This is a genomic window from Streptomyces sp. NPDC036764 (genome assembly GCF_055609385.1).
The window spans coordinates 1-19,135 of record NZ_JBVJPT010000009.1 but is presented as its reverse complement, the minus strand read 5'-3'; the positions used below and the strand labels follow the sequence as shown (position 1 = coordinate 19,135).

13 protein-coding genes and 1 tRNA gene are annotated in these 19,135 nt (G+C 70.8%); 6 read left to right on the top strand and 8 right to left on the bottom strand.

Going from position 1 to position 19,135, the window contains the following annotated elements:
- The first annotated feature begins 10 nt into the window (after positions 1-10).
- The gene (locus ACZ69Q_RS28640) at positions 11-610 is read left to right on the top strand and encodes a TetR/AcrR family transcriptional regulator (RefSeq protein WP_471046979.1); all 600 of its coding nucleotides are present in this window, start codon (positions 11-13) and stop codon (positions 608-610) included.
- A gap of 4 nt (positions 611-614) precedes the next feature.
- On the opposite strand, the gene ACZ69Q_RS28635 is transcribed toward ACZ69Q_RS28640, so the two are convergent.
- From ACZ69Q_RS28635 to ACZ69Q_RS28625, 3 genes are all read right to left on the bottom strand, one after another.
- Entirely contained in the window at positions 615-1,238 is a 624-nt protein-coding gene (locus ACZ69Q_RS28635; RefSeq protein ID WP_471046977.1) for a GNAT family N-acetyltransferase, read from the bottom strand.
- Positions 1,235-1,453: a hypothetical protein gene (locus ACZ69Q_RS28630; RefSeq protein ID WP_471046975.1), complete on the bottom strand. Its 219-nt coding sequence runs from the start codon at positions 1,451-1,453 to the stop codon at positions 1,235-1,237. Before ACZ69Q_RS28630 ends, ACZ69Q_RS28635 begins: the two co-directional genes overlap by 4 nt.
- A gap of 135 nt (positions 1,454-1,588) precedes the next feature.
- Positions 1,589-3,019, bottom strand: coding sequence for an MFS transporter (locus ACZ69Q_RS28625; RefSeq protein ID WP_471046973.1), 1,431 nt, complete (start codon positions 3,017-3,019; stop codon positions 1,589-1,591).
- A gap of 101 nt (positions 3,020-3,120) precedes the next feature.
- Here ACZ69Q_RS28625 and ACZ69Q_RS28620 point away from each other — a divergent pair, with 101 nt between their 5' ends.
- The gene (locus ACZ69Q_RS28620) at positions 3,121-4,020 is read left to right on the top strand and encodes a helix-turn-helix transcriptional regulator (protein WP_471046971.1); all 900 of its coding nucleotides are present in this window, start codon (positions 3,121-3,123) and stop codon (positions 4,018-4,020) included.
- A gap of 61 nt (positions 4,021-4,081) precedes the next feature.
- Here the strand turns inward: ACZ69Q_RS28620 and ACZ69Q_RS28615 are convergent, their stop codons facing one another.
- On the bottom strand, positions 4,082-5,527 hold the full coding sequence (locus tag ACZ69Q_RS28615) for an MFS transporter (RefSeq protein ID WP_471046969.1): 1,446 nt from the start codon (positions 5,525-5,527) through the stop codon (positions 4,082-4,084).
- Positions 5,528-5,591: 64 nt separating this feature from the next.
- Here ACZ69Q_RS28615 and dusB point away from each other — a divergent pair, with 64 nt between their 5' ends.
- Positions 5,592-6,734 (top strand): tRNA dihydrouridine synthase DusB, encoded by a 1,143-nt coding sequence (gene dusB, locus ACZ69Q_RS28610; protein ID WP_471046967.1) that lies wholly within the window; start codon positions 5,592-5,594, stop codon positions 6,732-6,734.
- A 12-nt stretch (positions 6,735-6,746) separates the two neighbouring features.
- On the opposite strand, the gene ACZ69Q_RS28605 is transcribed toward dusB, so the two are convergent.
- The 3 genes from ACZ69Q_RS28605 to ACZ69Q_RS28595 form a co-directional block, all read right to left on the bottom strand.
- Positions 6,747-8,762 (bottom strand): LTA synthase family protein, encoded by a 2,016-nt coding sequence (locus tag ACZ69Q_RS28605; RefSeq protein WP_471046965.1) that lies wholly within the window; start codon positions 8,760-8,762, stop codon positions 6,747-6,749.
- A 691-nt stretch (positions 8,763-9,453) separates the two neighbouring features.
- Positions 9,454-11,394 (bottom strand): amylo-alpha-1,6-glucosidase, encoded by a 1,941-nt coding sequence (locus ACZ69Q_RS28600; protein ID WP_471046963.1) that lies wholly within the window; start codon positions 11,392-11,394, stop codon positions 9,454-9,456.
- Complete coding sequence (locus tag ACZ69Q_RS28595) at positions 11,391-12,788, bottom strand: MGH1-like glycoside hydrolase domain-containing protein (protein ID WP_471046961.1); 1,398 nt, start codon at positions 12,786-12,788, stop codon at positions 11,391-11,393. Before ACZ69Q_RS28595 ends, ACZ69Q_RS28600 begins: the two co-directional genes overlap by 4 nt.
- A 121-nt stretch (positions 12,789-12,909) precedes the next feature.
- Between ACZ69Q_RS28595 and ACZ69Q_RS28590 the strand changes: the two genes are divergently transcribed.
- From ACZ69Q_RS28590 to ACZ69Q_RS28580, 3 genes are all read left to right on the top strand, one after another.
- Positions 12,910-14,106, top strand: a complete 1,197-nt coding sequence (locus ACZ69Q_RS28590; RefSeq protein ID WP_471046959.1) for an ROK family transcriptional regulator — start codon at positions 12,910-12,912, stop codon at positions 14,104-14,106.
- A gap of 407 nt (positions 14,107-14,513) precedes the next feature.
- Positions 14,514-17,234, top strand: coding sequence for a pyruvate, phosphate dikinase (gene ppdK, locus ACZ69Q_RS28585; RefSeq protein ID WP_471046957.1), 2,721 nt, complete (start codon positions 14,514-14,516; stop codon positions 17,232-17,234).
- 1,198 nt (positions 17,235-18,432) lie between these two features.
- Entirely contained in the window at positions 18,433-18,594 is a 162-nt protein-coding gene (locus tag ACZ69Q_RS28580) for a hypothetical protein (protein WP_181925304.1), read from the top strand.
- A gap of 132 nt (positions 18,595-18,726) precedes the next feature.
- On the opposite strand, the gene ACZ69Q_RS28575 is transcribed toward ACZ69Q_RS28580, so the two are convergent.
- Positions 18,727-18,838: transfer RNA gene (locus tag ACZ69Q_RS28575), tRNA-Ser, on the bottom strand.
- Between the last annotated feature and the right edge of the window lie 297 nt (positions 18,839-19,135).

Below are 19,135 nucleotides of genomic sequence, written 5' to 3'. Positions count from 1 at the left end.
GGTCTAGGGCATGTCACCGACGCCCCAGACCCTGACCGCCGAGCGCATCCTCGAAGCCACCGAGGAGGTGCTGCGCCGCCACGGCCCGGCCAAGGCCACCGTGGTCGACGTGGCCCGCGCGCTCGGCGTCAGCCATGGCAGCGTCTACCGGCACTTCCGCACGAAGGCGGCGCTGCGCGAAGCGGTCACCAAGCGGTGGCTGGACCGGACCACGCAGGTGCTCGCGGCCATCGTCGCGGCACCCGACCTGGACCCGGAGACCCGGGTGCGCGAGTGGCTCGCGGCGCTGTTCGCCGCTAAGCGCCGCAAGGCGTTCGACGACCCGGAGCTGTTCGCCACGTACACCGTGCTGACCAGCGAGACCGTCGAGACGGTCGTCGGCGAGCACATCGCCGAACTCACCGGCCAGCTCACCGAGATCGTGCGCTCGGGCGTCGCCGCGGGCGCCTTCACCGCCGAGGACCCGGTCGTCACCGCGGGCGCCCTGTTCCGGGCGACCGACCGTTTCCACGACCCGCACTACGCCCGGGAGTGGGAACAGCCGGGCGTTCTCGGCGACTTCGAGGCCCTCGTGGACCTGCTGCTGCGGGGGCTGCGGGCTCGCGGCTGAGCCGTCACAGGGCGTCGAGTCCGCCCGTCGCACGGCCGAGGTAGGTGACCGGTCCCGGGTCCGGGACGGCTATCTCGTGGAAGCCGAGACGGTCGTAGAAGGCCCGCGCCGGCGTGTTGGCCGTGACCATCGACAGGTGCACCGCCGGGACCCCCTTGTCCCCGAGGGCCCGCAGCAGGGTGCGCATCAGCGCGCGCCCGTGGCCCCGGCCCTGCCAGTCGGGCAGCAGGTCGATGTGGAGGTGGGCCGGGTAGGCGGCGACCTCCGGGACGAGCATCCGCTCCGGGTCGTGCAGAAGCCGGACCATCTCCTCGTCCGGCGTGCGCGGCGGCCCGTCCGGCTCGGGATGACGGCCGGCGACCGTGGGCAGCCACCGCGTGCGGAACGCCGTCACGAAGCGCGGGGTGTCCGCGGCGCCGAGGACGTAGCCGACCGCCCGCCCGTCCCCGTCGTCCAGGACGAACGCCAGGTCCGGTTCCAGGACGACGTACGGGATCGCGAAGGTCGCCGGGAAGACGGCGGGGTCCCGGTAGTGCGGCCGGCTGTCACCGCCCTCGTGGGCCGTGCGGACGCAGATGTCCTCGACGGCCTCGCGGTCCCCGGGCCGGTAGGGGCGTACGCCGGTCATCCGTCGGTCTGCGCCCCGGCCGGGTCCACCGTGGCCTGGTGCGCCTCGGCCAGATGCTCCTCCGCCTTGAGCCAGGGCAGGAACTGCGCGCCCTTGCGCCAGCCGCAGGTGTCACATCTGACCGTGCGCTGCGTGCCCCTGCGGAGTACCCGTACGACGTGCTCTCGTCCGTGGTGGTCCCAGCGGCTCACCTTGCTCGTGTTGATCTCCAGCATGACGCCTCCAGCGTCCGAGGACATCGAGTCTGCTTGCGCGGCGCCGCGCAGCAAGGAGTGTGCAGCAAGACCAACATCAACAGGGACACTTGCCCGGCGAGTTGACCAACCTGTGGCCACACCCTCACAACTCGATCAGGAGATCGTGCGCGGCAGGCGCAGGCTGAGCAGGCCCGTCAGCGCCACACCGGCGAGCTGGACCAGCAACGTCGTCACCAGGGCGTCCCGCATGCCCGCCCCGGGGACGAGGGAGAGGAAGAGGGTGCCCAGGGTCGCCACGCCCAGCGCCAGCGCCGACTGCTGGGTCGTGATCATCACCCCGCTGCCCACGCCCGCCCTGGCCGGCGGCACCTCGGAGAGCACGATCCGGAAGACGACGGGGAGTTGGAGGGCCTGACCGGCACCGGCGACGGCCGCGCCGGGCAGCAGCTCGAGCAGGCCGAGGTCCGGCCAGGAACGCCAGGCGGCCAGGATGATCAGGGCCACGCCGACGCCCTGGATCGCGGCACCGGCGGTCACGACCCGGGTGCCGAAGCGGGCCACGAGCCGCGGGCCGGCCAGCGAGACGAAGAAGAACGCCACCGCCATGGGCACCAACGCCAGCCCGGCCCCGACCGGACCGAGCCCCGCCCCCTGCTGCAACGCCACCGCGATCACGAACATGAAGCCGCTGAAGCCGATCGAGAACGGCACGATCATCACCAGGCCCCGGCGCAGCGACAGCAGGGCGAACAGGCTCGGCGGCACGAGCGGCGTACGGCCCCTGCGGTCCGCCCTGCGCTCCACCGCGTAGAACGCCGCCGCCACGAACGGGAACGCCGCCAGCGACAGCCACGTCCACAGCGGCCAGCCCGCCGCCCGGCCCTCGGTGAGCGGGGCCAGCAGCGTGAGCAGGGCGGCGGCCAGCAGGACCGTGCCGGGACCGTCGAGCGGCTCCGGGTGCTGGGAGCGGGTCTCCGGGACCGCGCGGGCGGCCAGGAAGAGGCCGACGAGGACGACGGGCACGTTCACCAGGAACACCGAGCGCCAGCCGGTGCCCCAGATGTCCGCCGCGACCAGGACGCCCCCGAGGATCTGCCCGGCGACCATCGACAGGCCGGCCGTCGCGCCGTACAGGCCCATGGCCTTCGCGCGGCGCGGGCCGCTGGTGGCCGCCTGGATCGTCGCGAGCACCTGCGGCAGCATCGCCGCCGACGCCGCGCCCTGCGCGACCCGCGCCGCGACGAGCGTCCACGCGCTGGGCGCCAGCCCGCACGCCAGCGAGGTCAGCCCGAACGCCGCCATGCCGCCGAGGAACAGCCGCCGCCGGCCGAACAGGTCACCGAGCCGCCCGCCGAGGACGAGCAGCACGGCGTACGCCAACCCGTAGCCCGCGACGACGAGTTCGAGCACGGCCTCGCTCGCCGCGAGGTCGTGGCCGATGGTGGGCAGGGCGACGTTGACGATGAAGAAGTCGATGAGGGGGAGCGCCGCGGCGAGCAGCACCGTGAACAGGCCGAGGCCGCCGAGCGAGGGTGCCGCCGCGGTGGCCCGGGCGGCCTTGCGTGAAGTGATGGTTTCGGTCACGCTCACCAGGCTGCGACGGTCCTCAGACTGGTACCAGAGTGTCCTTATCCTGGTAGCAGAACCACCTGGAAACAGGGTCCGGACAGCGGCAGGCTGGAGGCATGACCACCATGGCCCAGGAGACGACGGCGCTCGCAGACGGCTCGCGCGGTACGGCCGCGTCGGTGATCCGGCGCCATGAACTCGCCGCCTTCCTGCGCCACCGCCGCGAGCACATCACCCCCGAGCAGGTCGGCCTGCCCCGCGGCAGCCGGCGCCGCACGCCCGGCCTGCGCCGCGAGGAGGTCGCCCAGCTCGCCGCGGTCGGCGTCACCTGGTACACGTGGCTCGAACAGGCCCGGGACATCCAGGTCTCCGTCCAGGTCCTCGACGCCCTCGCCCGCACCCTGATGCTGGACGCCGGCGAGCGGTCCCATCTCTTCCAGCTCGCCGGGGCGGTGGACCCGACGCCGGCGACGGCCTGCCCGTCCGTGACGCCGGCGATGCGGGCCGTGCTGGAGCAGCTAGAGCCCTATCCGGCGTGCCTCCAGAACAGCCGGTACGACATCCTCGCCCACAACCGCACCTACGGCCTGCTGCTGTGCGACCTGGAGGCGGTTCCGCCCGAGGACCGCAACTGCATGATCCTTTCGTACACCCACCCGGACTGGAAGTCCTCGATCGTGCACCTGGCGGAGTCCCAGCGCCTCATGGCCGCCCGCTTCCGGGCCGCGATGGCCGGTCATCTCGGCGAGCCCGCCTGGAAGATGCTCCTCAAGCGGCTGCGCACGGAGTCCCCCGAGTTCCGCGAGGTGTGGGAGCGCCACGAGGTGGTGTCCCACCGCAGCAAGCGCAAGGAGTTCCTCAACCGCCACGTGGGCCGCATCACGGTCGACCACACCGACCTGTGGCTGAGCCCGGACGTGGGGCCGAGGATGGTGACGTACGTACCGGCGGACGAGGAGTCGAGGGTACGTCTTGAGAAGCTGCACGAAATCGCCCTCAAAGGGGCGCGGGGCTGAGTTGGATGTGCGGCTCCGCCGCGTGGGCGCGACCAGCCCCCACGAACCGATAGCCGCCGAACTACGCGACAACCCGGGACGCACCGCGAATCTCAGCAGACTCCAGCGTCTCAGCCGTACGTTCAGCAGTACGCCGCGCCCACGGCCCACTGGTCACCGCCCCCACGACGAGCACCAGCAGCCCGCACCCGGTGAGAATCCACCACCCCGGCCCCGCCGCCGACACGAACGACTCCTTGTACGACGACGCCCCCACCCCGGCTGCCAGCACCGCCCCGATCACGGCGACCCCCAGCGTCACCCCGAGCTGCCGACTCGTGGAGGCGACGGCCGCCGCGACACCTGCCTGGGCCCGCGGCATCCCCGACACCGCCGTATTGGTGATCGGCGCGTTGACGAACCCGAACCCGATGCCGAACAGCAGGTACCCGAGCAGCAGCGTGACATTGGACGTCTCCGCCTCGAAGAGGGCGAACAGCGCGCAGCTCACCGTCATCGCGACGCCCGCGACCAGCAGCGGCAGCCGCGGGCCCCGGCTGCCCACCAGCCGTCCGGACAGCGGCGCGCACAGGAACATCGGCGTCGCCATCGGCAGCATCCACAGGCCCGCGTCCAGGGCGTCGAGCCCGCGCACGTTCTGGAGGTACAGCGTCGACAGGAACAGGAACCCGCCCAGCGAGGCGAACGCGCCGATCGCGATGACGGTGGCCCCGCTGAACGGTGCCGACCGGAAGAACCGCAGGTCGATGAGGGGCTCGGCGCGGCGCGGCTCGTACCACAGGAGCCCGAGCAGGGCCGCCGCCGCGACGGCCGCGAACGGCAGCACCGACGCGAACCCGGCGTTCGGCGCCTCGATGATCGCGTACGTCAGCGAGCCGAACAGCGCGATCACCAGGAGCTGGCCCACCGGGTCCAGGCGGCGGGCCTTGGGGGCCCTGGACTCGGGGACGAAGCGCAGGGTGAGCAGGAGGGCGGCGATGCCCACCGGAAGGTTGACCCAGAAGATCGCGCGCCAGTCGACCGCGTCCACGAGCAGGCCCCCGACCAGCGGTCCCGCGGCCATCGAGATGCCGACGACCCCGCCCCACACGCCGATCGCCCGCGCCCGCTCGCGCGGGTCCGTGAAGGTGTTGGTGATGATCGACATCGCGACCGGGTTGAGCATCGAACCGCCCACCGCCTGCACCATCCGGAAGACGATCAGCGCGTCGAGACTCGGTGCGGCGGAGCACAGGGCCGAGCCGATGGTGAACAGGATCAGGCCGGTCATGAAGACGCGTTTGCGGCCGATGCGGTCCGCCGTGGAGCCGGCCAGCATCAGCAGCGAGGCCAGGACGAGGGTGTAGGCGTCGATCGTCCACTGGAGGCCCGACGTGCTCGCGCCGAGATCGCGCTGCATCGCGGGGAGGGAGACGTTGAGGGCCGTGGTGTCGAGGCTCACGATCAGCAGGCTCATGCAGCAGATCGCGAGGACCAGCACTCGGCGGCGGGGGCTGAGCTCCGGCATTCTTGAATAGTACGCCTAACTAATGAATTTCGCCGCACCCGGTCCGGTACGTGAGAATGGGTGGATGCCCACGACCGCCTCGCCGCTGCAGATCGGCCCGCACACCGTCCAGCCGCCCGTCGTCCTGGCCCCCATGGCCGGGATCACGAACGCGCCCTTCCGCACCCTGTGCAGGGAGTTCAGCGGCGGCAAGGGGCTGTTCGTCAGCGAGATGATCACGACCCGGGCGCTGGTCGAGCGCAACGAGAAGACCATGCAACTCATCCACTTCGACGCGACCGAGAAGCCGCGCTCGATCCAGCTCTACGGCGTCGACCCCGCCACCGTCGGCAAGGCCGTCCGCATGATCGCGGAGGAGGGCCTCGCCGATCACATCGACCTGAACTTCGGGTGCCCGGTGCCGAAAGTGACGCGCAAGGGCGGCGGCTCCGCGCTGCCGTTCAAGCGGAACCTGCTGCGGGCGATCCTGCGGGAGGCGGTCAGCGGGGCCGGTGACCTGCCGGTCACGATGAAGATGCGCAAGGGCATCGACGACGACCACATCACCTACCTCGACGCCGGGCGGATCGCCGTCGAGGAGGGTGTCACGGCCATCGCGCTGCACGGCCGCACCGCCGCCCAGCACTACGGCGGCACGGCCGACTGGGACGCCATCGCGCGGCTCAAGGAGCATGTGCCGGAGATCCCCGTGCTCGGCAACGGCGACATCTGGTCGGCCGAGGACGCGGTGCGGATGGTGCGCGAGACCGGCTGCGACGGCGTGGTCGTCGGACGCGGGTGCCTCGGGCGGCCCTGGCTGTTCTCGGACCTGGTCGCGGTCTTCGAAGGACGCACGGAGGACATCGCGCGGCCCACCCTGCGCGAGGTCGCCGACGTCATGGTCCGGCACGCCACGCTGCTCGGCGAGTGGATCGGCGACGAGGCGCGGGGCGTCATCGACTTCCGCAAGCACGTCGCCTGGTACCTGAAGGGCTTCGCGGTCGGCTCCGAGATGCGCAAGCGGCTCGCGATCACGTCCTCGCTCCAGGCGCTGCGCGGCGGTCTCGACGAGCTGGACCTCGACCAGCCCTGGCCCGCCGGCGCCGACGGGCCCCGCGGCCGTACGTCCGGCAACAACCGGGTGGTGCTGCCGGACGGCTGGCTGAAGGACCCGTACGACTGCGCGGGTGTGAGCGAGGACGCCGAGCTGGACACGTCCGGGGGCTGAGGGGCCGAGGGACTACTTCGACGGGTTCGGCGTGGAGCCGTAGGCCGTCAGGAAGCGGTCACGGAAGGAGTTCATCTTCCACACCGGGGCCTTGGACGCGGGCTGGAGGCCGTCCGTCCAGTTCCAGTCGGCGATCTTGTCCAGGACCTCGGGGTCCTTGGCGACGATGGAGATCGGCACGTCCCGGCTGGCCTTGGTGCCGCTGACCCGGGACATCGGCTGGTGGTCGCCCAGGAAGACGAGGACGGTGTCGTCGGTGCCGTAGCGCTCCACCCACTGGGTGAGGCTGGTGACGGAGTACGAGACGGACTTGCCGTACTCCTGCTTGGAGCGGGTGGAGTCGGAGATGATGTCCGCCGGCTTGACGCCCGCCTGCTGGATGGGCCCGAAGACCGAACCGTCGCCCAGGTCGTCCCAGTCGACCATCTTGGGGATCGGCGCCCAGGGCTGGTGGCTGGAGGTCAGGATGATCTCCGACATCAGGGGCTTGTCGCGTTTCTTGCTGTGGACCTGGCGCTGGAATGCCTCCAGGGCGTACTGGTCGGGCATCGTCGACCAACTGAACTTCGGTCCTCGGTAGCCGAGTTGGAAGGCGTTGTAGACCTTGTCCAGGCCGTAGTACTTCTGTTCCGGCCAGCTCTTCTGCACGCCGGGCATCACCCCGACCGTGTCCCACTCGCCGGTCTTCTGGAAGACCTTGGTGAGGCTGAGGTGGTCGCTGGCCATGACCGTGCGGTAGCGCTGCTGGTTGTCGATCCACAGGCCGGACAGGGTGCTGGAGTGGCCCAGCCAGCTATTGCCGCCGAACGTCGCCGACGTCAGCCAGCCGCTCTTCGCGTGGAAGCCGGCCTTCGCCAGGGCCGCCGTGCTGTTGTCGAGCGTGCTCGTGACGCCGGGGGCGATCTCCGGGTCCTCGATCGCGCTGCGGCCGTAGCTCTCGATGAACGTGAAGATGACGTCCTTGCCCCGCAGGTCGGGGACGAGTTGGGCGGGCGGTGTGTTGCCGAACGTGTCCGCCTTGGCGTCCTTCGCGAACGCCGCCTCGTCGCGGAGGGTGTCCAGCGTCCGGCGCACATGGACCTTGACCACGCCGGCGGTGTGGTCGGCGGCGATCGGCACGCCGGCGATCTGGATGCCGAACGCCGTGCAGGTGATCCAGACGGTGCCGGCGATCAGGGCGCCCTTGGACGCGTCCGCCTTGTGCCGGGCCAGCACGTCGGCGACGCGGACGGTGGCCAGGGCGACGAGGGCTATCAGGAGCACGGCGAGGACTATGGCGCCGATCGTGAGCAGCACGGCGGTCGTGCCGCCCATGGAGTCCTTCATGTACGACTGGGCGTCGTCGAGGAGCTCCCAGTCCAGGACGATGTTGAAGTGCCGGCCCAGGTATTCGTTGAAGCCGATGTCCAGCAGGTTGAGGATGGTGAGGGCGCCCAGGGCCGCGCCCGTCGTCGCCGCGGTGATGACGCGGGGGCGGCGGGGGAGGCTGAGGAGGATCGCGGCGCCGATGACTGCCTCGGCGGGGAGGCGTACGAACTCCCTGAGTCTGAGGTTGCCGAGGGTGTTCGGCATCTGGAGGCAGACGTAGACGAGGGCGGCGGCGAGGAGGGTGAGGGTCCAGCGGAGGTATTGGGGCCGCCGCTCGTCCTCGGCTTCGCCATCGGCCGATTCCTTTTTCCCACCCGCACCACCCGTGGCACCTTCGTCGTCGGGTGCGGGTGGCCCCTGCGGGGGTTCGTCACCGTCGGCGTCCGCGGGTTCGAGGGTCTGGCCGTCTGCCGAGGGCCGGTCTGCGGCCGCGGGGTCGTTGGGGCCGTCGTCCGTCGAGGGCTCGTCGCCGTCGGTAGGCGGGGGTTCGAGGGTCCGGGCGTCCGCCGTTGAGAGCTCGTCGCCGTCGGCGTCCGCGGGTTCGAGGGACCGGTCGTCTGCCGAGGTCTCGCCGCCGGCGGTGGGCGTGGGCTCGGGCGGCTGGTTGTCCGGCGGGGGGTCTTCCGAGGACTTCTTGTCGGTGGGGGCCGTCTCGGTCAAGTCGTCGTTCTTGCTGGTGGGTTGACGAAAGCGCGTGAAGACAGGCACCCGAAGGTCCTTCCGTGCGAGGCCCCTGCTGGAGTTGTGGCGGGCCTCGCTGGGGAGGCTGGGGGCCCGCCATCTCCTCGTACGGGCCGGCCTGCACCCATGTTCAGCCCCCGCGCCCCAGCGCTCGGCAAACACCCGGCAAACGGCGGGCCAACAGGCTCGCGGTGGCCCTACGAAGGCGATGAACCGACGGACGGATGGATGGCCGGCCACACGAGCCTGCGGGCGCAGACAGTGATGAGCCCTCGATGGACGGTCGGCCCGAACCTGCGGCCGCCGACGGTGACGAGCCCTCGCGGGGGCCACCCGCACTCGGCGGCGAAAGTCGCACAGGTGGTGCGGGTGGCTTGAACCTGCGGCCGCCGACGGTGAAGAGCCCCCGCAGGGGCCACCCGCACTCGGCGGCGAAAGTCGCACAGGTGGTGCGGGTGGCTTGAACCTGGGGCCGCCGACGGTGACGAGCCCCCGCGGGGGCCACCCGCACTCGGCGGCGAAAGTCGCACAGGTGGTGCGGGTGGCTTGAACCTGGGGCCGCCGACGGTGACGAGCCCTCGCGGGGGCCACCCGCACCCGGCGGCGAAAGTCGCACAGGTGGTGCGGGTGGGAACACGGATCGGGCGAAGGCGGAGCCGAGGCCGTGGGGCTACGCCCCGCCCACCGCCGTCAGCAGAGCCAACGGCGCGGCCGCCGAGCGGGATTCGCGCTCGCACGCGTGCGGGTACGGCACCGGCTCCGCATGGGTGTCTCGGCCGTACCCCGCGAGAACCTCCGGCAGCCGATGCCCGGTCGTCGTCGCCGCGTCGACCAGCGCGTGCGCCACCGTGCGGGCCTCGTCATGCAGGCCGTAGCGGGCCAGACCCAGGCTGATCAGGGCGTTGTCGTGCGGCCAGACCGAGCCGCGGTGGTAGGACAGGGGGTGGTAGGCCGGTTGGCCGGAGGCCAGCGTGCGTACACCCCAGCCGGAGAAGAAGTCCGGCTCCAGCAGGCGCCGGCCCACCAGCTCGCCGTACTCCTTGTCCAGCAGCCCGGACCACAGCAGATGCCCCGCGTCGGATGCGAGTGCGTCCACCTGGCGGCCCTCGCCGTCCAGCGCCAGAGCCGGGAAGGAGTGCTCCGGCATCCAGAAGTCCCGCTGGAAACGGTCGCGCAGATCGGCCGCCGCCTGCTCCAGCAGGGCGGCGTACGTCGCGTCCTGCCACACCGTGCGGGCCAGCCACGCCGTGCGGCGCAGGGCGTCGTACGCGTAGCCCTGGGCGCCCGCCGCCATCACCGGGCCGGCCGGGCGGGTCCCGTCGGAGGAACAGATCGCGCCCGGGGAGTCCTTCCAGTTCTGGTTGGCGAGGCCCCCCTGGTCGGCGCGGTAGACCAGATAGCCGCGGGTGGTGAGGCCGCCGTGGTCCAGCATCCAGCCGATCGCGGCACGGGCGTGCGACTCCAGGCGCTGCGCCAGAGGTGTGTCGCCGGTCTGTTCCACATACGCGCCGAGCAGGATCAGGAACAGCGGCGTCGCGTCCACGGAGCCGTAGTAACGGCCGTACGGCACCTGCCCGAAGTGCGCCAGCTCGCCGTGCCGGACCTCGTGCACGATCTTGCCGGGCTGGGAGACCGCGTCAGGCCCCGTCCGGGTCGTCGCCTGCGTCGCCGCCAGCGCGGGCAGGGTGGCCGCGGCGAGCCGGGGCCGGTAGGGGAGGGCGAAGAGCGAGGTGAGCAGGGCGTCGCGGCCCAGGAGGGTCAGGAACCAGGGCGCTCCGGCAGCCGGTACGCGCAGCTCCTCGCCGTCCGGGCCCGTCGCCGGGACCTGGAGCGCGGCCAGGTCGGCCAGGCCGCGCGCACAGGCCGCGGCGAGCTCCGGCCAGCCCGTCGGGAAGGCCACGCCCTCGACGAACTCGCCTTCCAGTGCGAGGAGTTGGGCGGACAGGGCGGCGGGGGAGCGGGGTACGCGCAGGGCCCGTTTGTCGCCGTGCGGTCGGGCCATCACGCGCAGGGTCAGCTCCGCCGTGCCGTGCGGTTCGAGATCCAGGGCCCAGGCCAGCCGGCGGGCACCGGTCCCGGTCTCCTCCACGGCGTCGGGTGCGGGCTCGGTCGTCACCGTCGTCACCGAGCGCCATTCGCCTCGTTGGTAGCTGAACTCCACGCCGTGGTCGAGGACCTGGCGGCGGCGCTTGGCGCCGGACTTGGCGTAGGTGCGGTGGTCGGAGCGCAGCTCGAACTGGTCGGTGAAGTCGGCGTCGGCCGTCAGCGCGAGGCGGATCGTCGTCGGCACCGGACGGTTGCTCGTCACACGGATGGAGTCGATGAACGAGCCGTCGCCGACGGCCTGTTCACGGAAGAGTGTGTACGCCGGAGGCTCGTCGCGCCCGCCGCGCGGGACCAGCACACAGCGTGCCGTGTCACCGTCGGCCACCGGGGAGAGCGTCTCGGGCACCGCCCCGTCGACGGTGAGCTGCCAGCGGCTCAGATGCCTGGCGTCGCGTACGAACAACCCCTCCGGGGAGCCGGCGGCCCGTACGCCGCTGATGTCGCCGGCGTCGCCCACGGCGGCGAACGTACCCCCGTACACGAGCAGATGATGACGATCTGTCATCCCCGGTCCCCTCCCTTGGAGTCCATGGGTTCCTTGAATTCGTGCAGCAGATCGAGCGTGAGCGCCGCCGTCCAGCTAAAGCGCGTGGCGCCGCAGCCCTCGCCGGTGTACGGGTCGACGTACTCGGCGAAGTCGGACGCGGCGGCGAGGTCGAGCATCGCCTCGCGCAGGGCGTCGGCCCGGTCCAGCTCGCCGTGCGTGCGCAGGCCGCGCTCCAGCAGCCAGCCGGTGTTGAACCAGGCCGGGCCGCGCCAGTAGCGGTGCGGGTCGAAGGCCTCGCCGAGCAGGTCGTACGACGGGGCGAGGCGGGTGGAGCGGCCGAGGCCGAAGTGCGGGCCGTACGCGGTGCGGACCAGGGCGGAGGTGATGTCGCGCGGGAGGGTGGGCAGGAGGAGGGGGATCAGGCCGGTGACGCCGCGCTCGGGGATGAGCTCGCCCGCTCGCACGTCGTGGCAGAGGAACATCCCGCTCGCCGGATCCCACATCCGCTCGATCAGCGCCGCCGTCAGGCGTTCGGCGCGGGCGTGCCGGGCCGTGCCCGTAGCCCCCAGCTCCCTGGCGATGCCGGCCAGGGCGTGCTCGGAGGCGATGAGCAGGGCGTTGAAGGCCGGGTCCTCGACGGCGAAGCGGCCCGGGCCGTCCGCGTACCCGGCGTCCCGGTAGTCCGTCGCCAGCCGCACGTACCGCCCGTAGTCCAGATCCGTCGGCCGGACCTCCGCCGCACCGTGGTCGAGGTCGGCACGGCGGAAGGAGCGGGTCGGCGCGGGCGGGACGCGGCGCAGGGGAGCGTCCCAGCAGGGGCTGTTGTCCATGCCCTGTTCCCAGGGGTGCACGACCGACGCGAGGCCGGCCCCGCCGAGGTCGCGCCGGTGCAGCAGATAGCGGTGCCAGGCGGCCAGGCGGGGATACACCCGGGAGAGGAAACCGCGCGCCCGGGACAGCCCCGGGTCGGCGCGGTGCACCAGCCAGGCGGCCAGGGCGTGCACCGGTGGCTGCACGATGCCGGAGGTCTGTACGGTGCGCGGGGCGCCGGCGGCCCGCCCGGCGGTCGAGGAGCGCCAGAAGTCGGGGCTCGGGAAGTAGGCGTCGAGCGGCACGGAGGGGTTGAAGACGATGTGCGGGATGCGCCCGTCACCCCATTGGGCGTCGAGCAGCGTCTCCAGTTCCGTCTGCGCCCGTAACGGCGAGACGTGCCTGAGGCCGATCGCGATGAACGCCGAGTCCCAGGACCACTGGTGCGGGTACAGGCCGCGCGAGGGCACCGTGGAGGTGCCGGTCCAGTTGGCCTCCAGTACGCGGGCGGCTCCGGCGTGCGGGGAATCGGCACCCGGCGGCGGATCGTATGCGATGTCACGGTCCGCGCGGCGGGCGGTGAGTTGGGCAGTGCGATCCACTCGGGGCTCCCCGAAAAGACGTCCGGCCGACCGGTTAGGTCGGCAACACCGTAGAGTTACGTCTATTTAACACGCAAAACCCAATATGTAATGCAAGCTTGAGAAACACAAGGGGGTGTGCATGAGCGCACGGGGTCAGGCCAGCGCCGGGGAACTGCTTGAACTGGTGCGGAGCGGACGGGCCGTCACACGCGGAGCACTTCAACAGGCCACCGGACTGTCCCGTGCCACCGTCGGCCAGCGCCTGGACCGCCTCTTCCGCGCCGGCTGGCTGCGCGAGGGCGCCGGCGGTCCCGTGGACTCCCCGCTGGGCGGGCGCCCTTCCATCACCCTGGAGTTCGACGACGCCCACGCCGTCGTCCTCGCCGCCGACCTGGAGACCCGGCACGCGCGTGCCGCCGTACTGACGCTGACCGGCGAGATCCTCGCCGAGCACAGCGGCACGCTGGTCGTCGAGGACGGGCCGGAGGCGGTGCTTGGCGACCTGGGGCGCTGGTTCGCCGAGCTGCTGGAGAAGGCCGGGCGGCGGGCCGGGGAAGTCTGCGGCATCGGGCTCGCGGTGCCGGGCCCCGTGGACAGCGAGACCGGCCGGGTCGTCCAGCCGCCGATCATGCCCGGCTGGGACGGCTACGACATAACGGGCCAACTGGCGAGGGCCTTCGGCGAGGAGACCGGGGCCGCGCCGGTACCGGTCCTCGTCGACAACGACGCCAACCTCATGGCCTACGGCGAACAGCGCACCGGATACCCGGACTGCTCGGCCTTCGTGCTGGTCAAGGTGTCGACGGGCATCGGCGCCGGGGTCGTGGTGGACGGCTCGGTCTACCGGGGCATCGACGGGGGCGCCGGCGACATCGGCCACATCCGGGTGGGCGCCGACGCGCAGTGCCGCTGTGGTTCCCACGGCTGTCTGGCCGCGGTCGCCAGTGGCCGTGCCGTGGCCCGCAGGCTGGCCGAGACGGGCGTGCCCGCGGCCTCCGGCTCGGACGTACGGGACCTGCTCGCGGCCGGGCACCCGGGTGCCGCAGCCCTGGCCCGGGAGGCCGGGCGGCAGGTCGGGGACGTACTGGCGACCGTGGTGACGCTGCTCAACCCCGGGGTGCTGATGATCGCCGGGGATCTGGCCGGGACGGCCTTCCTCACGGGGGTGCGGGAGCTGCTGTACCAGCGGGCGCTGCCGCGCTCCACCGCTCATCTGGACGTCGTGACCTCGCGGCTGGGTGAGCGGGCCGGGCTGATCGGGGCCGGGGCGCTCGTCGTGGAGCACCTCTACGCGCCCGAACGGGTGGAAGATCGGCTGGTCGCGCTGGGTGTGTGACAGCCGCGTTTCCGTTTCGAGGACGGGTCCGCATGGTGAAATTCCGTCGGCTGTGGCAGCGTGATTCTCGCCACCCTTGATAAGGGTTGCGCTCAGATGAGCGGATCTTGAGCGACTGCACTTCTCCAAAGGGTGGCACTGGGTGCCACCCTTTGATCGTTCATCGATCGAAATCAAACGTGCGGTCAGGCCGCTCATGTGAGCGGAAAACCGCACCTGCGGACGCTCTTGCGTTCAAGAAGTGAAAACATCAGCCCGTCACGGCTTGCCAAGCCTTGACTTTCGATCCACTGGCGGACGGGTGGTTACAGGCGCATGACGCGTGAGTAGACGTACCCAGGCGCCTTCGATCTGGGTATGTTCCTCGCCGTCAGGGCAGCCACCACGTCCTCGAGGGAGTCGAGACCGTGTCGGAAAACAAAGAACCCCACGTAGCGAAGTTCGTTTACGACTTCACCGAGGGAAACAAAGACCTCAAGGACCTCCTGGGTGGCAAGGGCGCAAACCTCGCCGAGATGACCAACCTGGGGCTTCCCGTTCCCCCGGGCTTCACGATCACGACGGAAGCCTGCAAGGTCTACCTCGACAGCGGCGCGGAGCCGGCGGCACTGCGTGACGAGGTGAGTGCGCACCTCGACGCTCTCGAGAGCCGTATGGGCAAGAAGCTCGGCCAGGCCGACAACCCGCTTCTGGTCTCCGTCCGTTCCGGCGCGAAGTTCTCCATGCCCGGCATGATGGACACGGTCCTCAACATCGGACTCTCCGACAAGTCCGTGAAGGGCCTCGCCGAGCAGGCCGGCGACGAGCGGTTCGCGTGGGACTCCTACCGCCGCCTGATCCAGATGTTCGGCAAGACCGTCCTCGGCGTCGACGGCGACCTCTTCGAGGAGGCCCTCGACAAGGCCAAGGAGGCCAAGAAGGTCACGGTCGACACCGACCTGGAGGCCGCCGACCTCAAGAAGCTGGTCACCGCCTTCAAGAAGATCGTCAAGAAGGAGGCCGGCCGGGACTTCCCGCAGGAGCCTCGCGAGCAGATGGACCTCGCCATCGAGGCGGTCTTCAACTCGTGGAACACCGACCGCGCCAAGCTGTACCGCCGCCAGGAGCGCATCCCCGGCGACCTCGGCACGGCCGTCAACGTCTGCTCGATGGTCTTCGGCAACCTCGGCCCGGACTCCGGCACGGGCGTCGCCTTCACCCGTGACCCCGCCTCCGGCCACCAGGGCGTCTACGGCGACTACCTCCAGAACGCCCAGGGCGAGGACGTGGTCGCGGGCATCCGCAACACCGTGCCGCTCGCGGAGCTGGAGTCGATCGACAAGAAGTCGTACGACCAGCTCATGCAGATCATGGAGACGCTGGAGAACCACTACAAGGACCTCTGCGACATCGAGTTCACGATCGAGCGCGGTCAGCTCTGGATGCTCCAGACCCGCGTCGGCAAGCGCACCGCGGGCGCGGCCTTCCGTATCGCGACCCAGCTCGTGGACCAGGGCCTCATCGATGAGGCGGAGGCGCTCCAGCGCGTCAACGGCGCCCAGCTCGCGCAGCTCATGTTCCCGAAGTTCGACGACGATGCGAAGGTCGAGCAGGTCGGCCGGGGCATCGCGGCGTCGCCGGGTGCGGCGGTCGGCAAGGCGGTCTTCGACTCGTACACCGCCGTGAAGTGGTCGCGTTCGGGCGAGAAGGTCATCCTGGTCCGCCGGGAGACCAACCCCGACGACCTGGACGGCATGATCGCCGCCGAGGGCATCCTGACCTCGCGCGGCGGCAAGACCTCCCACGCGGCCGTCGTCGCACGCGGCATGGGCAAGACCTGTGTCTGCGGCGCAGAGGAGCTGGAGGTCGACACCAAGCGCCGCAGGATGACGGTCCCCGGCGGGCACGTGGTCGAGGAAGGCGACGTCATCTCCATCGACGGGTCGTCCGGCAAGGTCTACCTGGGCGAGGTCCCGGTGGTCCCGTCGCCGGTCGTGGAGTACTTCGAGGGCCGGATGCACGCGGGTGCGCAGGACGCCGGCGAGTTGGTGGAGGCGGTCCACCGCATCATGGCCTTCGCGGACCGCAAGCGCCGGCTGCGGGTGCGGGCCAACGCGGACAACGCCGAGGACGCGCTGCGCGCCCGTCGCTTCGGCGCCCAGGGCATCGGCCTGTGCCGTACCGAGCACATGTTCCTCGGTGACCGGCGTGAGCTGGTCGAGCGCCTGATCCTGGCGGACTCGGAGGAGGAGCGCGAGGAGAGCCTGCAGGCGCTGCTGCCGCTCCAGAAGAAGGACTTCGTGGAGCTGTTCGCGGCGATGGACGGCCTGCCGGTGACGGTCCGTCTGCTGGACCCGCCGCTGCACGAGTTCCTGCCCGACATCACGGAGCTCTCGGTCCGCGTGGCCCTGGCGGAGTCCCGCCAGGAGCCGCACGAGAACGAGCTGCGCCTGCTCCAGGCGGTGCACCGCCTGCACGAGCAGAACCCGATGCTGGGTCTGCGCGGCGTACGCCTGGGCCTGGTCATCCCCGGCCTGTTCACGATGCAGGTCCGCGCGATCGCGGAAGCGGCCGCCGAGCGCAAGAACGCCAAGGGCGATCCGCGCGCCGAGATCATGATCCCGCTGGTCGGCACCGTCCAGGAGCTGGAGATCGTCCGCGAGGAGGCCGACCAGGTCATCGCGGAGGTCGAGGCGGCGACGGGTACGAAGCTGAAGCTGTCGATCGGCACGATGATCGAGCTCCCGCGTGCCGCGCTGACCGCCGGTCAGATCGCCGAGGCGGCGGAGTTCTTCTCCTTCGGCACGAACGACCTCACCCAGACGGTGTGGGGCTTCAGCCGGGACGACGTGGAGGCCTCGTTCTTCACGGCGTACCTGGAGAAGGGCATCTTCGGCGTCTCCCCGTTCGAGACGATCGACAAGGACGGCGTCGGCTCGCTGGTCGCCGCCGCGGCGAGGGCCGGCCGCGAGACCCGCCCCGACCTGAAGCTCGGCGTCTGCGGCGAGCACGGCGGTGACCCGGAGTCGGTGCACTTCTTCCACGAGGTCGGCCTCGACTACGTGTCCTGCTCGCCGTTCCGTATCCCGGTGGCACGTCTGGAGGCAGGCCGCGCGGCCTCACAGTCGACGGGCAGCGACCACCGTTAGGCCGTACGTCCACCGTTAGGCCGTACGGCGACCTTTAGGCCCTACGGCCACCGAACTCCGGAGTCGTCGCCTGTCCCCGACCCTCAAGACCGATGGGCGGCGACTCCGGTGCACCAATGAGGGCGGCACCCTGTGCGGGGGTGCCGCCCTCTCCTGCGTTTTCTGCGGAGACCGTCAAGCTACGTCGCTGACCAAGCGAAATGTCGTTTGCTGGCGTTGACCGCCGTTGAACCTGCGCGATGCCGTTGTGCCCTCGTCGTGCCCTCCACATGCGGCTGGCTCCGATCACGGGCCGTCAACACGGAGGCCTCGCATTTGGCATCTCCCGGGGCGGGCCCGCTGTGTTGCTAGGGCAAGGCCAGCCCTCTCGCGGGGCTTCTATCCAGGAACCCTGGAGGGCCTCCGGCCTGTGGGCGCGGGCAGTGTGACGATCTTGAAAACCGCTGTGTGCCAGGGCGATACAACTTGCTCTACTTCATCAAGCCCCGCCCTTCCGGGCGGGGACGGGGGATCCCTCCGACCACGGCCCGCAGGATCCTGCAGAGCTCCCAGCCGTCGCGCACTTGGGAGAACAGGACTCGACAGGACCCCCCCCGGGAACCGTCAGCTTCTCCATGCTCGACAGCCCCTAGGGCTAGAGCCTGCTTCCCTCGGTCACCGGCCTACGGCGGATCGGTCAGGGGCCGGGGGCTCTTGCCTTCGACATCCGGTTGCTCTGTCCCAACGGCTTCCCGGCCGTCGCTGCGTAGATCACACCCCACCGGCCCCCACTGCGGGCCGGCGCGGGCTCGGGACTCGGGGCTGCGCTCATGCCTTCGGCCCGTGCCGCCCCGGCCCCGGCCCCCCGCGCCACCATCGATGCCCCGGGATGATCACGCTTCACACTCCGGCCCGCCGAGGGTCGACACACCGGACCGAGCTTGATTCCCCACCCGTGGCCCACACCGGCAGGCCCGACCTGGGGATAGGCACTGCCCGCGGGGCTACACGCAGGATCCGCCACGGACCCAAAAGACGCTTTGATCCAAAAGCAGGTGCGCAACGGCTGGGGGCTCTGCCGGATCCTGCGGGCCGTGGTGGGTGGGATTGTGGGTGGCTGGGGCGGTCGGCTCCGCGCCCCGTATGAGCGCCCCATCCACCACCAGACCGCCGCCCGGGGTAGCCTTCCCGTCCCTTCGAAGGTCCCTGGAGGCTCCCTGTGCACACCACCGTTTTCCTGCTGCGGAGTGCGCTGGGCCTTGGTGGCGGTCTGGTGTTCATGTGGGAGCTGAACCGCCAGGCTTCGGGACCGGGCTGGAGGAAGCTGCGGGTCTTCTCCGCGGCGGGGGCTGTGGTGCTCGCCGGACTGCTCGCCGTCTAGAGATCGCCAGTCAACGTGCCCCTCTCGCGCCCGTTCGGTCGGGAAACGGCGGGGAGCCGCAGTCACTGGTGGACAACGCTCACGAGAACGGCCCCTGACCTAGATACCTGGTCAGGGGCCGTTCATCAGCGGTGGGTGTGGGATTTGAACCCACGGTGACATCGCTGCCACGGCGGTTTTCAAGACCGGTCAAGGACTCGCACAGGAACCGTACTTGACCAGGACATTCGCTAACTGCGCTCCCTGCGGCGGCGGGATGCTGGCTGGAGGATGGCCACGCGGGGGCAAGCGCAAGCATCTGCTTTGTAGTCGTGGTGGGTTGCTGCACGCCGCTCACAAGTGCCGTATGTGCAACTGCCGTTGTGTGCTTCACCGATCACGGGTTGGGCCGGTCTGCCAGAATTCACATGGTGCGGCGGGAGGGGGATGCCATGTCCGGTAAGCCTGCGGCGTTCATGAGCTATGTCCGTTTCAATGACGAGCATGATGACGGTTTGCTCAGCCAGCTTCGGGAACGGCTGGGCACCGAGGTCCGGGCGCA

Excerpts from the sequence above, each read along its gene's own strand:
- ACZ69Q_RS28640 (WP_471046979.1), top strand. The coding sequence starts at position 11 with ATGTCACCGACGCCCCAGACCCTGACCGCCGAGCGCATCCTCGAAGCC.
- ACZ69Q_RS28635 (WP_471046977.1), bottom strand. The coding sequence starts at position 1,238 with ATGACCGGCGTACGCCCCTACCGGCCCGGGGACCGCGAGGCCGTCGAG.
- ACZ69Q_RS28630 (WP_471046975.1), bottom strand. The coding sequence starts at position 1,453 with ATGCTGGAGATCAACACGAGCAAGGTGAGCCGCTGGGACCACCACGGA.
- ACZ69Q_RS28620 (WP_471046971.1), top strand. The coding sequence starts at position 3,121 with ATGACCACCATGGCCCAGGAGACGACGGCGCTCGCAGACGGCTCGCGC.
- ACZ69Q_RS28615 (WP_471046969.1), bottom strand. The coding sequence starts at position 5,527 with ATGCCGGAGCTCAGCCCCCGCCGCCGAGTGCTGGTCCTCGCGATCTGC.
- dusB (WP_471046967.1), top strand. The coding sequence starts at position 5,592 with ATGCCCACGACCGCCTCGCCGCTGCAGATCGGCCCGCACACCGTCCAG.
- ACZ69Q_RS28600 (WP_471046963.1), bottom strand. The coding sequence starts at position 11,394 with ATGACAGATCGTCATCATCTGCTCGTGTACGGGGGTACGTTCGCCGCC.
- ACZ69Q_RS28590 (WP_471046959.1), top strand. The coding sequence starts at position 12,910 with ATGAGCGCACGGGGTCAGGCCAGCGCCGGGGAACTGCTTGAACTGGTG.